This is a genomic window from Actinoplanes lobatus (assembly GCF_014205215.1).
GTDB lineage: Bacteria > Actinomycetota > Actinomycetes > Mycobacteriales > Micromonosporaceae > Actinoplanes > Actinoplanes lobatus.
The window spans coordinates 4,025,038-4,039,523 of the sequence record NZ_JACHNC010000001.1; the positions used below are offsets into that span (position 1 = coordinate 4,025,038).

Genomic DNA, 14,486 nt, shown 5'->3' on the forward strand with positions numbered 1-14,486 from the left:
CGTGTCCGGTCACGTTCCGAGTTCAACAGAAAGCGTCTGGTAACTGCGTTCATTGCGTGAAATGACCCTCCGGTGCATTCGCACGGTCGTCTTCCCGCCGCCGGCTCCGATGCATGAAAAACCCGATCTCGTACGGGCGAACGCCCGCGAAAGCAGGCCCCGGTCGCGCTGCCCGGGACCAGTGCCGAGGCCCGGCAGCCAAGGGCGACGGGTGGATGTGGCGGCGCTGGATCACTGTGCGGCGGCAGGGTGCTGAAGTGCGGAAAATCGCTGGCCGGGAGAGGTGGGACGCGTTCAAGATGGCGGCGTGACCAAGCTGAAGCGTTACCCCGCCGTCTCTGTCGCCGTGGCCGATCGGGCCGTGCGACAGCAGACCGGCGCCGAGCCGATCACGGGTCGCCGGCAGCGGTCATGAGCGGGGCGTTTCTGGCCGGCGTGGTCGCCGGCTACGGCATCGCGGTGCCCGTGGGAGCCATCGGCGTGCTCATCGCCGGGCTCAGCGCCCGGACCTCGCTACGGGTCGGTGCGGCCGCCGGGCTCGGCGCGGCCACCGCGGACGGCATCTACGCGCTGGTCGCCGTCGCCGGGGGAGCGGCCGTCGCGGCCGCGATCGCGCCGGTGGCCGTGCCGCTGCGGTGGGCCGGGGCGGCGGTGCTCCTCGCGCTGGCCGGATGGACCGCCTGGGGCGCGGTCCGCGCGACCGGGGTGATCGAGCGGGACGAGCGGCCGGCGACGGCGTTCCGCGCCTACGCCGGTGTTCTCGGTCTCACCCTGCTCAACCCGGCCACCGTGATCTACTTCGCGGCGCTGGTGCTCGGCAGCGGCGGCGCGGGGGGCGGCGGGTGGTTCGTGGCCGGCGCCTTCCTCGCCTCGGCGAGCTGGCAGCTGCTGATCGCCGGTGGCGGCTCGCTGATCGGCCGGTTCCTCACCGGCCGGCGCGGCCGCCTGATCACCGCCCTGGTCTCCAGCATCGTGATCGCCGCCCTGGCCCTCCAGTTGCTCGTCACCGGCTGACCAGGCGTCCGGCCGACCGCGGGATCGGCCCGAGTCGCACCTACCTCGGTGAGGGCCGATCGCGGGATCGGCCCGAGTCGCACCTACCTCGGTGAGGGCCGATCGCGGGATCGGCCCGAGTCGCACCTACCTCGGTGAGGGCCGATCGCGGGATCGGCCCGAGTCGCGCCTCGGTGAAGGCCGATCGCGCGGGGATCGGCCCGAGTGGCACTTCGGTGAAGGCCGCTGCTCGTCACCGGTCGGCCAGGTGTTTGGCCGCCTCTCGGCGGGAGAGTGGGGACAGGCGATCGCCCTGGGCGGACAGGAAGGCGCGGACCGCTTCCGGGTCGGTGCGGGTGTGCTGGCGCAGCGCCCAGCCGATCGCCTTGCGGATGAAGAAGTCGCGGTGGCCGGCCTGGGCGGCGCAATAGCCGAACAGGCGGTCGGTGTCGGTGGCCGGGCCGTAGGTGAGCTGGTGCAGGATCGCGGCCCGGACCAGCCACATGTCCTCGGCGCGGGACCACTCGTCCATCCGGGTGACCGTCTCCGGATGCCGTCGCACCAGGCCGCCGACCACGTGGGCGGCCAGCGCGTCCACTGTGTCCCACCAGGATTTCGTCACGATCAGCTCGGCCACCGTGCCGAGGAACGCCGGTCCGGGGACCTTGATGTGCTTCGCCAGGTAGTCGCAGGCGAACTGCTGGAACTCGCGCTCGTCACGGGACCAGCAGGCCAGCGCCACGTCGCGCAGCTCGGCCTCGGCCGGTGGTGGCAGGCCGGCCAGGGCCACGCGCGCCCGTGCGCGCCGCACCGGGCTGGTCAGCCCGAGGAACGGGAACTGGTCGCGCATGTAGGCCGCCGCCCCGACCGCCCGCACCGGGTCGCGGGCCTCGTCGAACGCGGCCGCGAGCCGGTCGACCAGAACCACAGCCGGATCGCTCATGCCCCGCATCCTGCCACCGGGGTACGACAGAAATCCGCGGAAGTAGGGTGGGCGGAATGGGGGAACGTGCGGCGGCCGGCGGGGGCAAGTGGGTCGATGTCGCGCCCGGGCGGCTGCCACGATGGCTGGAGAACTTCGCGGCGCGCCATGGCCCGTACCGTGAAGAGGGGTTGACGGTGACCGCCGAGGACGGCGCGTCGGCGACGCTGCACGCGCCCCCGGGAGCCGGCCCGGTCACGACGCTGGCCGAGCTGATCCGTCAAGCGCGGGCGCCGCGGCGGCTGGGGTTGCTGCTGGCCCGCAAGGGCGCGGTGGCGGTCGGCATCGCCGACGGCGACGAGCTGGTGGCCTCCAAGGTGGACACCCACTACGTGCAGGGGCGCACGGCCGCGGGCGGCTGGTCGCAGCAGCGCTTCGCGCGCCGCCGGGACAATCAGGCCAAAGCGGCCGCTGCCGACGCCGCCGGCATCGTGGGGCGCATTCTCCTTCCGGAGGTACGCACGATGGCCGCGCTCGTGGCCGGAGGTGACCGTGTGGCGGTGGACACCATTCTGGCCGTGCCGCAACTGAGGGCGGTGGCCGCTCTGCGTACCGGAAGGTTGCTGGATGTGCCGGAGCCGCGGCACGCGGTCCTGGTGACCGCCGTGGCCGCGGCTCGCGCCGTGCCGATCCTGATCCGGGAGTGAAGCCGTGTCTCTGTTCCGCGAGTGGGTCAGGTGACCGCGCCCGCCTTGAAGGTGTCGCACTGCTTCGGGTCGCCGGACTCGTAACCGGCGCGGAACCAGTGCTGGCGCTGCTCGGACGTGCCGTGGGTGAACTGCTCAGGGTCGACCCGGCCGCCACCGCGCTCCTGGAGGGTGTCGTCGCCGATCTGGCCGGCGGCCTGGATGCCCTCCTGGATGTCGGTGTCGGTGAGGCTCGTGAAGATCTTGTCGCCGTCCTTGTCGGTGGTGTTCGCGGCCGCGTTCGCCCAGGCCCCGGCGTAGCAGTCGGCCTGGAGCTCCAGCTTCACCGACTCCTGGTTGGCGGAGTCCGGGTCGCGTTCCTGACGGCGGCGCATCTCGGCCTCGGTGCCGAGCACGTCCTGGATGTGGTGCCCGTACTCGTGGGCCAGCACGTACGGCTGAGCGAACTCGCCCGGCGCACCCAGCTGCCGGGACAGCACCTGGTAGAAGGAGAGATCGATGTAGACCTTGTCGTCGGCCGGGCAGTAGAACGGGCCGACGCCGGAGTCGGCGGCGCCGCAGGCGGTGTTCACCGAGCCCTCGAAGAGGTGTGTCTTCGCCGGGGCGTACTGCTCGCCGAACGCCCGCGGCAGCTCGTCACGCCAGTACGCCTGGATCGACGTCACATAGAGCCCGTTGCGGCACACCAGTTGCTGGAGCTGCTCCGCGCCGGTGCTGCACTGGGTGATCGGCCGGCCGGCCGACTCGCCGCCGCCCCCACCCATCGTGTTGATCCCGAAGTAGCCGCCGACCAGGGCGATGATCAGGGTGACCACGACGCCGGCGAGGCCGCCCCCGCCGATCGGCAGCCCGCCGATGCCGCCGCCACCCGATCCGCGGCCGTCCTCGACCTGACCGGTGTCGATGTCGGCGCGTTCGTTGAGTTCCATAGTCGTCCCACCTTCACCAGGGTTGCCCGGCGGGTTACCCGTTGATCTTGTGAATTAATCGGGTGGGAGGTGCCGTGACGGCCCGGGTATTATGGCCGCGTGCTGCTCTGCGAAGGCTGACCTGCCACCTTGCTTGTTGAACCCGGGGCCGACCGCTTCTTGACGGTCGGCGCTTTTTTGCGTGCTGAGTCAGCCGTCTCACCGAGAGCGAGAACCTCATGATCACCGCCACCGGACTGGAACTCCGCGCCGGCGCGCGCATCCTGATCTCCCCGACCACGCTGCGGGTGCAGCCCGGCGACCGGATCGGCCTGGTCGGCCGCAACGGCGCGGGCAAGACCACCACGCTCAAGGTGCTCGCGGGGGAGGGGATTCCGTACGCGGGAAGCGTCGAGCGGACCAGTGAGATCGGTTACCTGCCGCAGGACCCGCGTACCGGGGATCTGAACGTGACCGGCCGCGACCGTGTCCTGTCCGCCCGCGGCCTGGACACCATCCTCGCCGAGATGCAGAAGCTCGAGGTCCAGCTCGAGGAGAGCGGCGACGAGAAGCTGGTCCGGCGCTACGGGCACCTGGAGGACCAGTTCTCCGCCCTCGGTGGCTACGGCGCCGAGGCCGAGGCCGCCCGGATCTGCGCCAACCTGGGCCTGCCGGAGCGCGCCCTGGCGCAGACGATCGGCACCCTCTCCGGCGGTCAGCGCCGCCGGATCGAGCTGGCCCGGATCCTGTTCGCCAACTCGGGGCAGAACGGCAAGGGCATCCTGTTGCTCGACGAGCCGACCAACCACCTCGACCAGGACTCGATCACCTGGCTGCGCGGCTACATGGCGCAGCACAAGGGTGGCCTCGTGGTGATCAGTCACGACGTCGAGCTGCTCGACGCCGCCGTCAACAAGGTCTGGTATCTGGACGCCAACCGCTCGGTCGTCGACATGTACAACATGGGCTGGAAGACGTACCTGGAGGCCCGCGAGACCGACGAGCGCCGCCGCCGCCGGGAGCGGGCCAACGCGGAGAAGAAGGCCGGCGCCCTGATGGCCCAGGCCGACAAGATGCGCGCCAAGGCCACCAAGACGGTCGCCGCCCAGAACATGGCCCGTCGTGCCGAGAAGCTGCTCGGTGGGCTGGAAGAGGTGCGTACCTCCGACCGGGTGGCGAAGGTCCGGTTCCCGAACCCGGCCGCGTGCGGCAAGACCCCGTTGACCGCGGCCGGGCTGTCGAAGTCGTACGGCTCGCTGGAGATCTTCACCGACGTCAGCGTGGCGGTGGACCGCGGTTCCCGGGTCGCCATCCTGGGTCTCAACGGCGCCGGCAAGACCACCCTGCTGCGGATGCTGGGCGGCCTGCTGGAGCCGGACACCGGCGAGGTGCGTGCCGGGCACGGGCTGCGGCTGGGCTACTACGCCCAGGAGCACGAGACGCTGGACGTGGACCGGACCATCCTGGAGCACATGCGCAGCGCCGCGTCCGAGCAGACCGACACCGAGCTGCGCAAGATCCTGGGCGCGTTCCTCTTCTCCGGCGACGATGTCGACAAGCCGGCCGGGGTGCTCTCCGGCGGCGAGAAGACCCGGCTGGCCCTGGCCACCCTGGTCTGCTCGGGCGCCAACGTGCTGCTGCTGGACGAGCCGACCAACAACCTCGACCCGGTGAGCCGCGAGCAGGTGCTGGACGCGATCGCCAACTACCCGGGCGCGATCGTGCTGGTCACCCACGACGCCGGCTGTGTGCAGGCGCTGAAGCCGGACCGGGCGATCCTGCTGCCCGACGGCGACGAGGACGCCTGGAGCGACGACCTCCTGGAGCTCGTCGAGCTGGCCTGAGCCGGGATCATCGCCGATCGTCAGTTGTCAACAGGTGCCCACACAGACAGTGCGATGTTCGGGCGTTTGCCAACAGGTCGGGCGCTCGGCCGGGGCTCGGTCCCAAGGTCGAGTGTCACGCCATGGAGCGATCACAGCACTCTCCGGAGCGATCGAGGGCCTCCCCTCGATCGAGTGTTTCCGCAGGTGATCGATGGTCTTGGGCGGTGGCCCCACGGCCCGGAAATGCCTTCCGAGAGGCTGGCGGCAAACTGTCTGACATTGATGCCGGTGGTAACCGTCAAGTTCCTGACAGTAATAAATGGGCACGTTCGCGGGGGCTAGATGCCTGGCGCATGATCGTTCGAGACGGTGTAATAGGAGGGACCGTATCTGACCGCACTGTCTGCGACGTGAGGATTCAAGATGGCAGCCACTGGCACAGCTACCAGTACTGAGAAGGGTCGTCGAATCGTCGGTAGCGAGCGGCAGTCGCTCGCCAAGGACCTGGTGAAGCGTTACACCTCCGGCGAGAGCATCCGCGCGCTGGCCGCTTCCACCGGCCGTTCCTACGGATTCGTCCACCGGGTGCTCACCGAGTCGGGGGTTCAGTTGCGCCAGCGTGGCGGCGCCCGCCGCCGTAAGAAGGCGTGACGTCCGGCAACGCTCGACCCAGTTCCACCGACGACGTCGGCGTTCGCTACGAACAGGACGGGCCGGTCGCGACGGTGACGTTGTGCCGGCCCGACGTTCTCAATGCCCAGACTCCGGCCATGTGGACGGAGCTCGGCAACATTTCACGAAAATTACCGGGTGACGTACGGGTCGTCATTGTCCGGGGCGAGGGACGCGCGTTTTCCGCCGGCCTGGATCTGTCGGTGGCACGTGGCGACGGCGATTCTTCTCTGGCCGTCCTGGCACAGTTGTCCGCGTCCGAGTGCGCGGATCGGATTGCCGGGTTCCAGACCGCGTTCACCTGGTTGCGCAGTCCGTCCATTGTGACGATTGCCGCTGTGCAAGGACACGCGATCGGCGCCGGCTTCCAGCTCGCGCTGAACTGTGACATGCGGGTCCTCGCCGACGACGCGCGGTTCTCCATGGCCGAGGTCACCCTCGGGCTGGTTCCCGATCTGGGCGGTACGAAACGGCTCACCGAGCTGGTCGGCCCGTCCCGGGCGCTGGAGATATGCGTGACCGGCCGGCGGATGGCGGCCGACGAGGCGGACCGGATCGGCCTGGCGACGGCCGTGGTCCCCCGAGCCGAACTGGACGGGGCGGTGGCCGACCTCGCCGCGGCGGTGCTGGCCGCGGACGGTGGTGCGGTCGCCGAGATCAAGGCCCTGCTCGTGGGTGCGCCCCAGCGGTCGTACGCGGAGCAGGACCGGGCCGAGCGCGAAGCACAGACCCGCAGGTTGAGCGACCTGCTGGGTTCCGGGGAGTAGATCACCTCCCGGGATTGTCGTACCCACGGGGCAGACTGTGTGCTGCCCCGTCGAACGGCACCCGGGAGGTGGCATGTCCAGCTGGAGTGTCCTGCGCTCGATTCAGAACGCGGACCGGGTCAGCCGGCACCGTGTGCGCGAGGGCACATCGGGGCGGATCCTGCGGTTCGCCGTGCCGTACCGGCGTGACATCGCGGTGTTCCTGCTGACCGTGGTGCTCGCCGCCGGGATCGGCGTGGCCACCCCGCTGCTCGCCGGCGACGTGATCAACGCGATCACCGCCGGGCGGGCGGACGCGGTGATCCGGATCGCTCTGGTGATCGCCGTGCTGGCCGTCGCCGAGGCGCTGCTGTCGCTCGCCCAGCGGTGGTATTCGGCACGCATCGGCGAGGGCATCATCCTCGACCTGCGCACCCGGGTCTACGACCACGTGCAGCGCATGCCGTTGCAGTTCTTCGCGCGCACCCAGACCGGCGCCCTGGTCAGCCGGCTCAACAACGACGTCGTCGGCGCGCAGCGGGCCTTCACGTCGACGCTCTCCGGCGTGGTCAGCAACGTCATCCAGCTGGTCCTCACGGCCGGGGTGATGTTCACCCTGTCCTGGCAGATCACCGCCCTGTCGCTGTTCCTGCTGCCGGTCTTCATCGTGCCGGCGCGACGGGTGGGCAAGCGGCTCGCCGAGATCACCCGGGAGTCGTACAACCTCGACGCGAAGATGAACGCGACGATGACCGAGCGGTTCAACGTCTCCGGCGCGCTGCTCGTCAAGCTCTTCGGGCGGCCGGAGGTCGAGGCGGCCCGGTTCGGCGAGCGCGCCGGCCGGGTCCGCGACATCGGCGTCCAGCAGGCGATGTATTCCCGGACCTTCTTCGTCGCGATGCTGCTCGTGGCCTCGCTCGCGCAGGCGCTGACGTACGGGCTGGGCGGCTGGCTGGCGGTCCGCGGCGACGTCTCGGCCGGCACCGTCGTCACCCTGGCTCTGCTGCTCACCCGGCTGTACGGTCCGCTCACCGCGCTCAGCAACGTCCGGGTCGACGTGATGAGCGCGCTGGTCTCCTTCGACCGGGTCTTCGAGGTGCTGGACCTGCGGCCGGGCATCGCCGAGAAGCCGGGCGCCACACCCATCCCGGCCGGCTCCGGGCTCATCGAGTTCCGGGACGTCCGGTTCCGCTACCCCAGCGCCGCCGAGGTGTCGCTCGCCACCCTGGAGGACGTCGCCAGCCTCGACCACCGGGAGAACGAGGAGGTCCTCGCCGGCCTCGACCTCACCGTCGAGCCGGGGCAGATGGTCGCGCTCGTCGGCCCGTCCGGCGCCGGCAAGTCCACCACGTCGATGCTGGTCTCCCGGGTCTACGACGTGACCGGCGGCTCGGTCCGGATCGGTGGGGTCGACGTGCGCGACGCCACCCTCGAGTCATTGCGCGACACCGTCGGCGTCGTCACCCAGGACTCGCACCTGTTCCACGAGACCATCGCCGACAACCTCCGGTACGCACGACCAGGCGCCACCGAGGAACAGATGTGGGACGCGCTCGCCGGCGCACGGATCGCCGGGCTGGTGCGGGCCCTGCCGGACGGGCTCGACACCGTGGTGGGGGAGCGCGGCTACCGGTTCTCCGGCGGGGAGAAACAGCGGCTCGCCATCGCCCGGCTGCTGCTCAAACAGCCGTCGATCGTGATCCTCGACGAGGCCACCGCCCACCTGGACAGCGAATCCGAGGCGGCCGTGCAACGGGCGCTCGCCGAGGCGCTGCGCGGGCGGACGGCGCTGGTCATCGCGCACCGGCTCTCCACCATTCGGGAGGCCGACCAGATCCTGGTTCTGGACCGCGGGCGCATCGTCGAGCGCGGCCGGCATGAGGAGCTGATCGTGGCGGGTGGGCTCTACGCCGATCTCTACCGGACCCAGTTCGCGGAGCTCCCATCGCGAGAGATGGCGGTCGGCCCACTCGCCGGTGACGATCGGGGTTAGTGCCCGTCCGGCCGATCGCGCGAGGAGCCGCCGGCCGAGTCCGCCACGTGTGTGATCGAGTCCGAGTCCGAGTCCGAGGGCCGTCGGCCGGCCCAACCGCGATCGTCACGCTTTGGTGGGGCGATTGGGCTGGGCCTGGCCGTGATTGTCACGGTTTAGTGGGGCGATGGTGGGCAGGGTGGCGGTGGAGCAGGCCGCGAGCCGGCAGCACGCTGTCCGGGTGATCGGAGCCGGCCGGCTGCGGGGCCGGTGAGGCGGTCGCGTCCTCGCGGGAGTCCGGCGGGCCGGCGGGGGTGGTGCTGGTGGCGCCGGAGGGGGTGGCGCTGATGGCTGCGGCGGGTGTGGCGCCGGTGGCTGTGGCGGGGGTCGCCGGCTGGCCGCTGTGTTGTGCGAAGCGGGCGGCCAAGGGCTTCGCGGTCAGGCCGTGAGCGAAGACGCTGAACAGGACGGTCAGGCCGATCACGGCGACGGCACGGTCCGCCTGCGGGCCGAGACCCTCCACCGCGAGCATGGCGAAGACGATCGACGCCAGGCCGCGCGGGCCGAACCAGCTGATGAAGGCGATCGTCCGGAGTGGGAGGCCGCTGCCGATCAGGGACAGCGCGGCCGGCAGCATCCGGATCACCGTGAGGCTCAGGAGCGCGTACCCGAGCACCAGCCAGTCGGTGTTGGCGATGACGATCGGCACCGCGGCCGCACCGAAGATCAACCAGGTCAGCAGGGAGGCCAGGCCGGCGGTCTGCTCGACGTAGAAGACCTCGCGCGCGCTGCCCCGGCCCGCCGCCGCCCCGAACACGATGCCGGCCACGAAAGCGGCAACGAAACCGTTGCCACCCAGCCAGTGCGTGCCGGTGTAGACGGCCAGGGCCAGCGCCAGCACGCCCGGCCCGGCGAAGTCCTCGGACGCCCAGCCCCGGGCCCGGGCGGTGCGCATCGCCCGGCCGCCCACCAGCCCGGCGCCGACACCGGCGGCCACGCCGATCGCCAGTTCGCCGATCGCCGTGTGCGAACTGCCGGAGGTGGCGGCCGCACCGGCGATGGCCAGCGTCACGACCGGGGTCGCGATGCCGTCGTTGAGTCCACTCTCCACATTGAGCGTCCGGCGGATCCGCTCCGGCACCGACGGGTCGGACATCACCGCCGCGCCCAGGGCCGCGTCCGTCGGCGCCAGGGCGGCCCCGATCAGGAGCGCCAGCCAGAATCCCAGCTCGCCGAAGAACACGGCGGCCAGGAGGGTTCCCACCGCGATCGTCAGCGGCAGGCCGATCCCCAACAGTCGTGCGTAGAGACCCAGGTCGGCGCGGAACTCCGGCAACCCGACCCGGGACGCGTCGGCGAACAGCACCCAGACCAGGGTGATCTCGGCCAGCAGCCGGACCAGCTCACGGGTGGCCTCCGGGTCGGGCATCGGGCCGGTGGAGAGCAGCAGGCCGGCGCTGACGAACAGGATCGGCGCGGTGAGGTCGGCGCGACCCAGCCGCGCCGACCACAACCCCCAACCGAAGACGGCGAGCAGCGCCATTGCCACCGCCGCCTCATTCATGCCCCGATCAGACCGTGCGACGGGTACGACCGGATCACCCCGGCCGGATGAGCGATTCGGCGCCCGCACATCGAGGGGGTTGGATTAGGCTCGGCCGGATGGAGACGGTCGCGCGCAATCCGATCGACGGTGTCTACCCGCCTACCGGCGACTACGTGCACGCCATGGAGGTTCGAGGGGCGCAGCGGATGCTCTTCGTCTCCGGGACGATGGGGCTCGATCCGGGTGGGCGGCCGGGCGCGGATCTCACCGAACAGCTCGAACTCGTCTGGAACAACATCCGCGCCATCCTGGCCTCGGCGGGGATGACGGTGGACAACGTCGTCCGCCTGACCAGCTATCTGCGGGACGCGTCCTACGCCGGGGAGAACGCGGCGGCCCGGGTGGCGGCGCTCGGCGGGCGGGCCATCGCGACCACGGCGATCGTCGTACAGACGCTGGAGAGCGATTGGCTCATCGAGCTGGAGATCATCGCGGTGGCCTGAGCGTCGCGGCGCGGAGCGCCGCGAACTCGCTGATCAGGGCGGGCAGCTGGAAGTGCGCGTTCAGGCCGCTCGGGTTCGGCAACACCCACACCGGTACGCCCGCGAGCGCCTCGCCCTGTGGCCCGAACCGTGCCTTCGGGCGGCCGAAGGCGGCGCGGTAGGCGGTCACCCCGAGCACCGCGAGGCACTGCGGCCGTAGGTGGGCCACCCGTTCGGTGAGCCGGGCGCCGCCCTCGGCGTACTCCTCGGGGGAGAGTTCGTCGGCGCGGGCGGTGGCCCGGGCCACGACGTTGGTGATGCCGAGTCCGAGGGCGGGCAGCAGGTGCTGCTCGGAGGGGGTCAGCAGGCGGTCCGTGAAGCCGGCGCCGTGCAGCGCCGGCCAGAACCGGTTGCCGGGCCGGGCGAAGTGGTGGCCGGTCGCCGCCGAGTAGAGGCTCGGGTTGATGCCGGAGAACAGCACCAGCAGATCGGGCCCGGCCACGTCGGGGACGGTCCGCCCGGCGGCCGCCGCCACCTCGTCGGCGCTCGGACGGCGTACCGTCGCGGGTTCGCCGTCGTGCCGGCCCGCGGAGGCCGGCTCGGTGGGCGGAAGGGTCACAGGGCGCGGAGGGCGCCGCCGTCGACGGGGACCGCCACGCCGGTCACGTAGCTGGCGGCCGGGGAGAGCAGGAAGGCCGCCACCCGCCCGAACTCGGTGGGCTCACCGATCCGGCTCAGCGGGATGTTCGCGGCGACCGCCTCGGCCGCGGCCGCCGGGTCGGAGGCGGCTTCGAAGAGCTCCCGGCTGCGGTCGGTCATGAAACGGCCCGGCAGGATGCTCAGCACCCGGACGCCGCGCGGGGCGAACTCGTCGGCCATGTCCTTCGCCACCATCGCCAGGCCCGGCCGGAAACCGTTGGAGAGGCCGAGGCCGGCCAGCGGCGTCTTCACCGAGGTGGAGAGGACCAGGCCGATGGCGCCGCCCTCGGGCAGGGCGGCGGCGAACGTACGGGCCGCGCGCACCGAACCGAGGAACACCGTCTCGAAGGCGGTCGTCCACTGGTCGTCGCTCATGCTGGCCGCGGTGCCCGGAGTGGGGCCGCCGACCGAGATGAGCGCGCCGTCCAGCCGGCCGAACCGCTCCTGCGCGGCGTGCACCAGTTCGCGCGGGGTGCTCGGGTCGGCCAGGTCGGCGGTCACCCCGAGGGCGTGCTCGGGGCCGCCCAGCCGGTCCACCGCCTCGGCGACCCGGTCGGCGTCACGCGAGGAGATCACCACCCGTGCGCCGTCGCCGACGAGCGCCTGCGCGGTGGCGAACCCCAGCCCTCGCGAGGCGCCGGTGAGGATGAAGACACGATCAGCCAGCCCAAGGTCCATGGGACGATCCTGCCATCCGGCGGCCGAGCGCGGTCGCGGTGGCCGCGTCGGCCGGCAGGAACGCCTCGATGGCCAGCTCGGACAGGGTGACGTCACGCGGGGTGCCGAGCACCGACGTGATGCTGAACAGGTTCAGGTCGTCGAACCGCAACGGCACCACCAGACCGTCCGGGCGGATGCCGGCCTCGCCGCCGGGATAGCCGGCCAGCTCGGCCCCCAGCTCGTGCAGCACCGGGTCGCCGGTGGCCGTGGCCTGCCGGTCCAGCCGGTGCAGGAGGTGGGTGCGCCACTCGGCGAGATTACCGATCCGGGGCGCCATGCCGGCCGGATGCAGCGCCAGGCGCAGCACGTTGACCGGCGGCGCCAGCAGCTCCGGCGCGCATCCCGCGGTGAAGAGGGCCACCGCCGCGTTGCCGTCGACCATGGTCCAGTGCCGGTCCACCAGCACCGCCGGGTTCGGCCCGTGCCCGGCCAGCACCTCGCGGAGCGCGGACAGCACGTCGGCCAGGGGCGGGCCGTCCAGCGCCGACTCCGGGTAGGCGGGCGCGTACCCACCGGCCAGCAGCAGCTCGTTGCGGGCGCGCAACGGCACGTCCAGCTCCTCGGCCAGCCGCAGCAGCATCTGCCGGGTGGGCCGGGACCGGCCGGTCTCCACGAACGACAGATGCCGGGTGGACACCCCGGACCGGCCGGACAGGTCGAGCTGGCTCATCCTCCGGGTGTCCCGCCAGCCGCGCAGCAGCCTTCCCACCTCGCCCATGCCGGCAGCCTAGGCAGCGGCCGCGCGCCGTGACCATTACCTCCGGGGTAGTGGAGGAATCACGCGGCCGGCTTACGGACCGCCCCCTCGACCACGTCGAGGACGCGGGCCAGCTCGCCGGCCGGGCGGCCGGTGGCCAGGTGCAGCACCAGGCCGTCGTAGGCGAGCTCCAGGAACTGGGTGAGAACCTCGACGGGTACGTCCTCGCGCAGCACCCCGGCCTCACGCTGCCGCTGGAGCCGCTCGCGGGTGGCGTCGGCGATCGCGGCGGACCGCTGGGCCCAGCGCTTGGCGAAGGCGGGGTCGGTACGCAGCCGGTGTGACACCTCGAGCTGGGTGCCGAGCCAGCCGGCCGTGTCGCCCTCGCTGTTGCCGGCCCGGTCCAGCAGGTCGCGCATCACCTGGACCAGGCCGTTGCGGGCGACGGTCTCCACCATGGTGGCGGCGTCGTCCTCGGCCACGGCGAGGAACAGATGCTCCTTGTCCCGGAAATGGTGAAAAATCGCGCCGCGCGACATGCCGGTGGCCTCTTCGAGGCGGCGGACGGTGGCGCCCCCGTAGCCGAACCGCGCGAAACAGGCGCGGGCCGCAGTGAGGATCTCGTGGCGGCGCGCGTAGAGCTGGTCCTGACTCACCCTGGGCACGTCGCTGATCGTGTCATGTGGCTGGACCCTCTTGCAATCCGTACGTACGGCTTACTACAGACCGGCGTCCCACGATCGGATGATGCGAATTTCCTCATCGGCTCAGTGTTTTGTTAACAGTCCTGGACTGGGCGGTCCGGCAGGCGCTCACGTAAAGTGCCCGCGTGCCCCTAGTCTTCCTCGCCCTGGACGACACCCTGCTCGACCGCAGCGGTGCGTTCCGGCTGTGGTCCAAGGGGTTCCTCGACGAGATCGCCGCCCCTCAGGACGACCTGGAGTGGCTGGTATCGGTCGACGCGGATGGCCTGACCTCGCGCTGGGACCTCGCGGACCTCATCCGGGAACGCTACCGGCTGCGGGTGCCGGTGATCGACCTGGTCGACGAACTGAACACCGGTCCGCTCACCTTCGAACGGCTGGACCCGATGGTCGGCTGCGCGCTGGAGATCGCGGGCGACGCGGGGCTGGTGCCGGTCGTGGTCACCAACGGGCAGACCGAACAGCAGGAGGCCCGGATCCGGCGTACCGGGGTGGACCGCTATGTCGCCGACTGGGTGATCTCCGAGGAATGCGGGGTGAGCAAGCCGAACCCGCGGATCTTCGCGCTGGCCGCGCAGCGGGTGCGGATGCGGCTGGCCGGGGCCTGGGTGCTCGGGGACAGCCCGGAGGCCGACATCGGCGGCGCCGCGGCGCTCGGGCTGCCCAGCGTGTGGCTGCACCGCGGGCGGGACTGGGTGGACAACCGGTTCGCGCCGACCCGGGTGGTGGGCAACGTGATCCAGGGAATCTCCGCGATCATGGCCGCCAGAGAGACCAGATAATTCGGTTGCGCCCCGGTCCGGTGATCGGACAGAGTGGGCGCGCGTGTTTCCCGACGAGAAAGAAGGGGGTGGACCTCGTGACTGTCTTTGTCATGCCTGCGTCCCCGTTT

Annotated in this window: 15 protein-coding genes; 8 read left to right on the forward strand and 7 right to left on the reverse strand. The window is 71.4% G+C overall.

Annotated features, from left to right (window positions below; genetic code table 11):
- Positions 1 to 411: 411 nt before the first annotated feature.
- A complete protein-coding gene (locus tag BJ964_RS18870; RefSeq protein WP_188121882.1) occupies positions 412 to 1,014 on the forward strand; it encodes a LysE family transporter in 603 nt (200 codons plus the stop codon).
- 232 nt (positions 1,015 to 1,246) lie between these two features.
- Here the strand turns inward: BJ964_RS18870 and BJ964_RS18875 are convergent, their stop codons facing one another.
- Positions 1,247 to 1,936, reverse strand: a complete 690-nt coding sequence (locus BJ964_RS18875) for a DNA alkylation repair protein (RefSeq protein ID WP_188121883.1) — start codon at positions 1,934 to 1,936, stop codon at positions 1,247 to 1,249.
- Between the two features lie 56 nt (positions 1,937 to 1,992).
- On the opposite strand from BJ964_RS18875, the gene BJ964_RS18880 reads away from it, so the two are divergent.
- Entirely contained in the window at positions 1,993 to 2,622 is a 630-nt protein-coding gene (locus BJ964_RS18880) for an acVLRF1 family peptidyl-tRNA hydrolase (protein ID WP_188121884.1), read from the forward strand.
- Between the two features lie 26 nt (positions 2,623 to 2,648).
- Here the strand turns inward: BJ964_RS18880 and ypfJ are convergent, their stop codons facing one another.
- Entirely contained in the window at positions 2,649 to 3,551 is a 903-nt protein-coding gene (gene ypfJ, locus BJ964_RS18885; RefSeq protein ID WP_188121885.1) for a KPN_02809 family neutral zinc metallopeptidase, read from the reverse strand.
- Positions 3,552 to 3,769: 218 nt separating this feature from the next.
- On the opposite strand from ypfJ, the gene BJ964_RS18890 reads away from it, so the two are divergent.
- The 4 genes from BJ964_RS18890 (at position 3,770) to BJ964_RS18905 (ending at position 8,767) form a co-directional block, all read left to right on the forward strand.
- Complete coding sequence (locus BJ964_RS18890; protein ID WP_188121886.1) at positions 3,770 to 5,374, forward strand: ABC-F family ATP-binding cassette domain-containing protein; 1,605 nt, start codon at positions 3,770 to 3,772, stop codon at positions 5,372 to 5,374.
- A gap of 405 nt (positions 5,375 to 5,779) precedes the next feature.
- Positions 5,780 to 6,007 (forward strand): helix-turn-helix domain-containing protein, encoded by a 228-nt coding sequence (locus tag BJ964_RS18895; protein WP_014441759.1) that lies wholly within the window; start codon positions 5,780 to 5,782, stop codon positions 6,005 to 6,007.
- On the forward strand, positions 6,004 to 6,795 hold the full coding sequence (locus BJ964_RS18900; RefSeq protein ID WP_188121887.1) for an enoyl-CoA hydratase/isomerase family protein: 792 nt from the start codon (positions 6,004 to 6,006) through the stop codon (positions 6,793 to 6,795). The genes BJ964_RS18895 and BJ964_RS18900 overlap by 4 nt, the downstream gene beginning before the upstream one ends.
- Positions 6,796 to 6,868: 73 nt before the next feature.
- Positions 6,869 to 8,767: an ABC transporter ATP-binding protein gene (locus tag BJ964_RS18905; protein WP_188121888.1), complete on the forward strand. Its 1,899-nt coding sequence runs from the start codon at positions 6,869 to 6,871 to the stop codon at positions 8,765 to 8,767.
- Between the two features lie 148 nt (positions 8,768 to 8,915).
- Here BJ964_RS18905 and BJ964_RS18910 read toward each other — a convergent pair whose 3' ends face one another.
- On the reverse strand, positions 8,916 to 10,310 hold the full coding sequence (locus BJ964_RS18910; protein ID WP_188121889.1) for a cation:proton antiporter: 1,395 nt from the start codon (positions 10,308 to 10,310) through the stop codon (positions 8,916 to 8,918).
- 98 nt (positions 10,311 to 10,408) lie between these two features.
- Between BJ964_RS18910 and BJ964_RS18915 the strand changes: the two genes are divergently transcribed.
- Positions 10,409 to 10,795, forward strand: coding sequence for a RidA family protein (locus BJ964_RS18915; protein ID WP_188121890.1), 387 nt, complete (start codon positions 10,409 to 10,411; stop codon positions 10,793 to 10,795).
- On the opposite strand, the gene mug is transcribed toward BJ964_RS18915, so the two are convergent.
- From mug to BJ964_RS18935, 4 genes are read right to left on the reverse strand one after another with little or no spacing between them, the layout of a single operon-like run.
- Positions 10,779 to 11,393: a G/U mismatch-specific DNA glycosylase gene (gene mug, locus BJ964_RS18920; protein ID WP_188121891.1), complete on the reverse strand. Its 615-nt coding sequence runs from the start codon at positions 11,391 to 11,393 to the stop codon at positions 10,779 to 10,781. The two genes, BJ964_RS18915 and mug, sit on opposite strands and share 17 nt — an antisense overlap.
- Positions 11,390 to 12,151 carry an SDR family oxidoreductase gene (locus tag BJ964_RS18925; RefSeq protein ID WP_188121892.1) on the reverse strand — a complete coding sequence of 254 codons (762 nt, stop codon included), beginning with the start codon at positions 12,149 to 12,151 and terminating at the stop codon, positions 11,390 to 11,392. Before BJ964_RS18925 ends, mug begins: the two co-directional genes overlap by 4 nt.
- The gene (locus tag BJ964_RS18930; protein ID WP_188121893.1) at positions 12,132 to 12,911 is read right to left on the reverse strand and encodes a helix-turn-helix domain-containing protein; all 780 of its coding nucleotides are present in this window, start codon (positions 12,909 to 12,911) and stop codon (positions 12,132 to 12,134) included. Before BJ964_RS18930 ends, BJ964_RS18925 begins: the two co-directional genes overlap by 20 nt.
- Before the next feature lie 59 nt (positions 12,912 to 12,970).
- Entirely contained in the window at positions 12,971 to 13,555 is a 585-nt protein-coding gene (locus BJ964_RS18935) for a TetR/AcrR family transcriptional regulator (protein ID WP_188121894.1), read from the reverse strand.
- A 164-nt stretch (positions 13,556 to 13,719) separates the two neighbouring features.
- Here BJ964_RS18935 and BJ964_RS18940 point away from each other — a divergent pair, with 164 nt between their 5' ends.
- Positions 13,720 to 14,376, forward strand: a complete 657-nt coding sequence (locus BJ964_RS18940; protein WP_188121895.1) for an HAD family hydrolase — start codon at positions 13,720 to 13,722, stop codon at positions 14,374 to 14,376.
- Positions 14,377 to 14,486: the final 110 nt, after the last annotated feature.

Excerpts from the sequence above, each read along its gene's own strand:
- BJ964_RS18870 (WP_188121882.1), top strand. The coding sequence starts at position 412 with ATGAGCGGGGCGTTTCTGGCCGGCGTGGTCGCCGGCTACGGCATCGCG.
- BJ964_RS18875 (WP_188121883.1), bottom strand. The coding sequence starts at position 1,936 with ATGAGCGATCCGGCTGTGGTTCTGGTCGACCGGCTCGCGGCCGCGTTC.
- BJ964_RS18880 (WP_188121884.1), top strand. The coding sequence starts at position 1,993 with ATGGGGGAACGTGCGGCGGCCGGCGGGGGCAAGTGGGTCGATGTCGCG.
- ypfJ (WP_188121885.1), bottom strand. The coding sequence starts at position 3,551 with ATGGAACTCAACGAACGCGCCGACATCGACACCGGTCAGGTCGAGGAC.
- BJ964_RS18890 (WP_188121886.1), top strand. The coding sequence starts at position 3,770 with ATGATCACCGCCACCGGACTGGAACTCCGCGCCGGCGCGCGCATCCTG.
- BJ964_RS18895 (WP_014441759.1), top strand. The coding sequence starts at position 5,780 with ATGGCAGCCACTGGCACAGCTACCAGTACTGAGAAGGGTCGTCGAATC.
- BJ964_RS18905 (WP_188121888.1), top strand. The coding sequence starts at position 6,869 with ATGTCCAGCTGGAGTGTCCTGCGCTCGATTCAGAACGCGGACCGGGTC.
- BJ964_RS18910 (WP_188121889.1), bottom strand. The coding sequence starts at position 10,310 with ATGAATGAGGCGGCGGTGGCAATGGCGCTGCTCGCCGTCTTCGGTTGG.
- BJ964_RS18915 (WP_188121890.1), top strand. The coding sequence starts at position 10,409 with ATGGAGACGGTCGCGCGCAATCCGATCGACGGTGTCTACCCGCCTACC.
- BJ964_RS18925 (WP_188121892.1), bottom strand. The coding sequence starts at position 12,151 with ATGGACCTTGGGCTGGCTGATCGTGTCTTCATCCTCACCGGCGCCTCG.
- BJ964_RS18930 (WP_188121893.1), bottom strand. The coding sequence starts at position 12,911 with ATGGGCGAGGTGGGAAGGCTGCTGCGCGGCTGGCGGGACACCCGGAGG.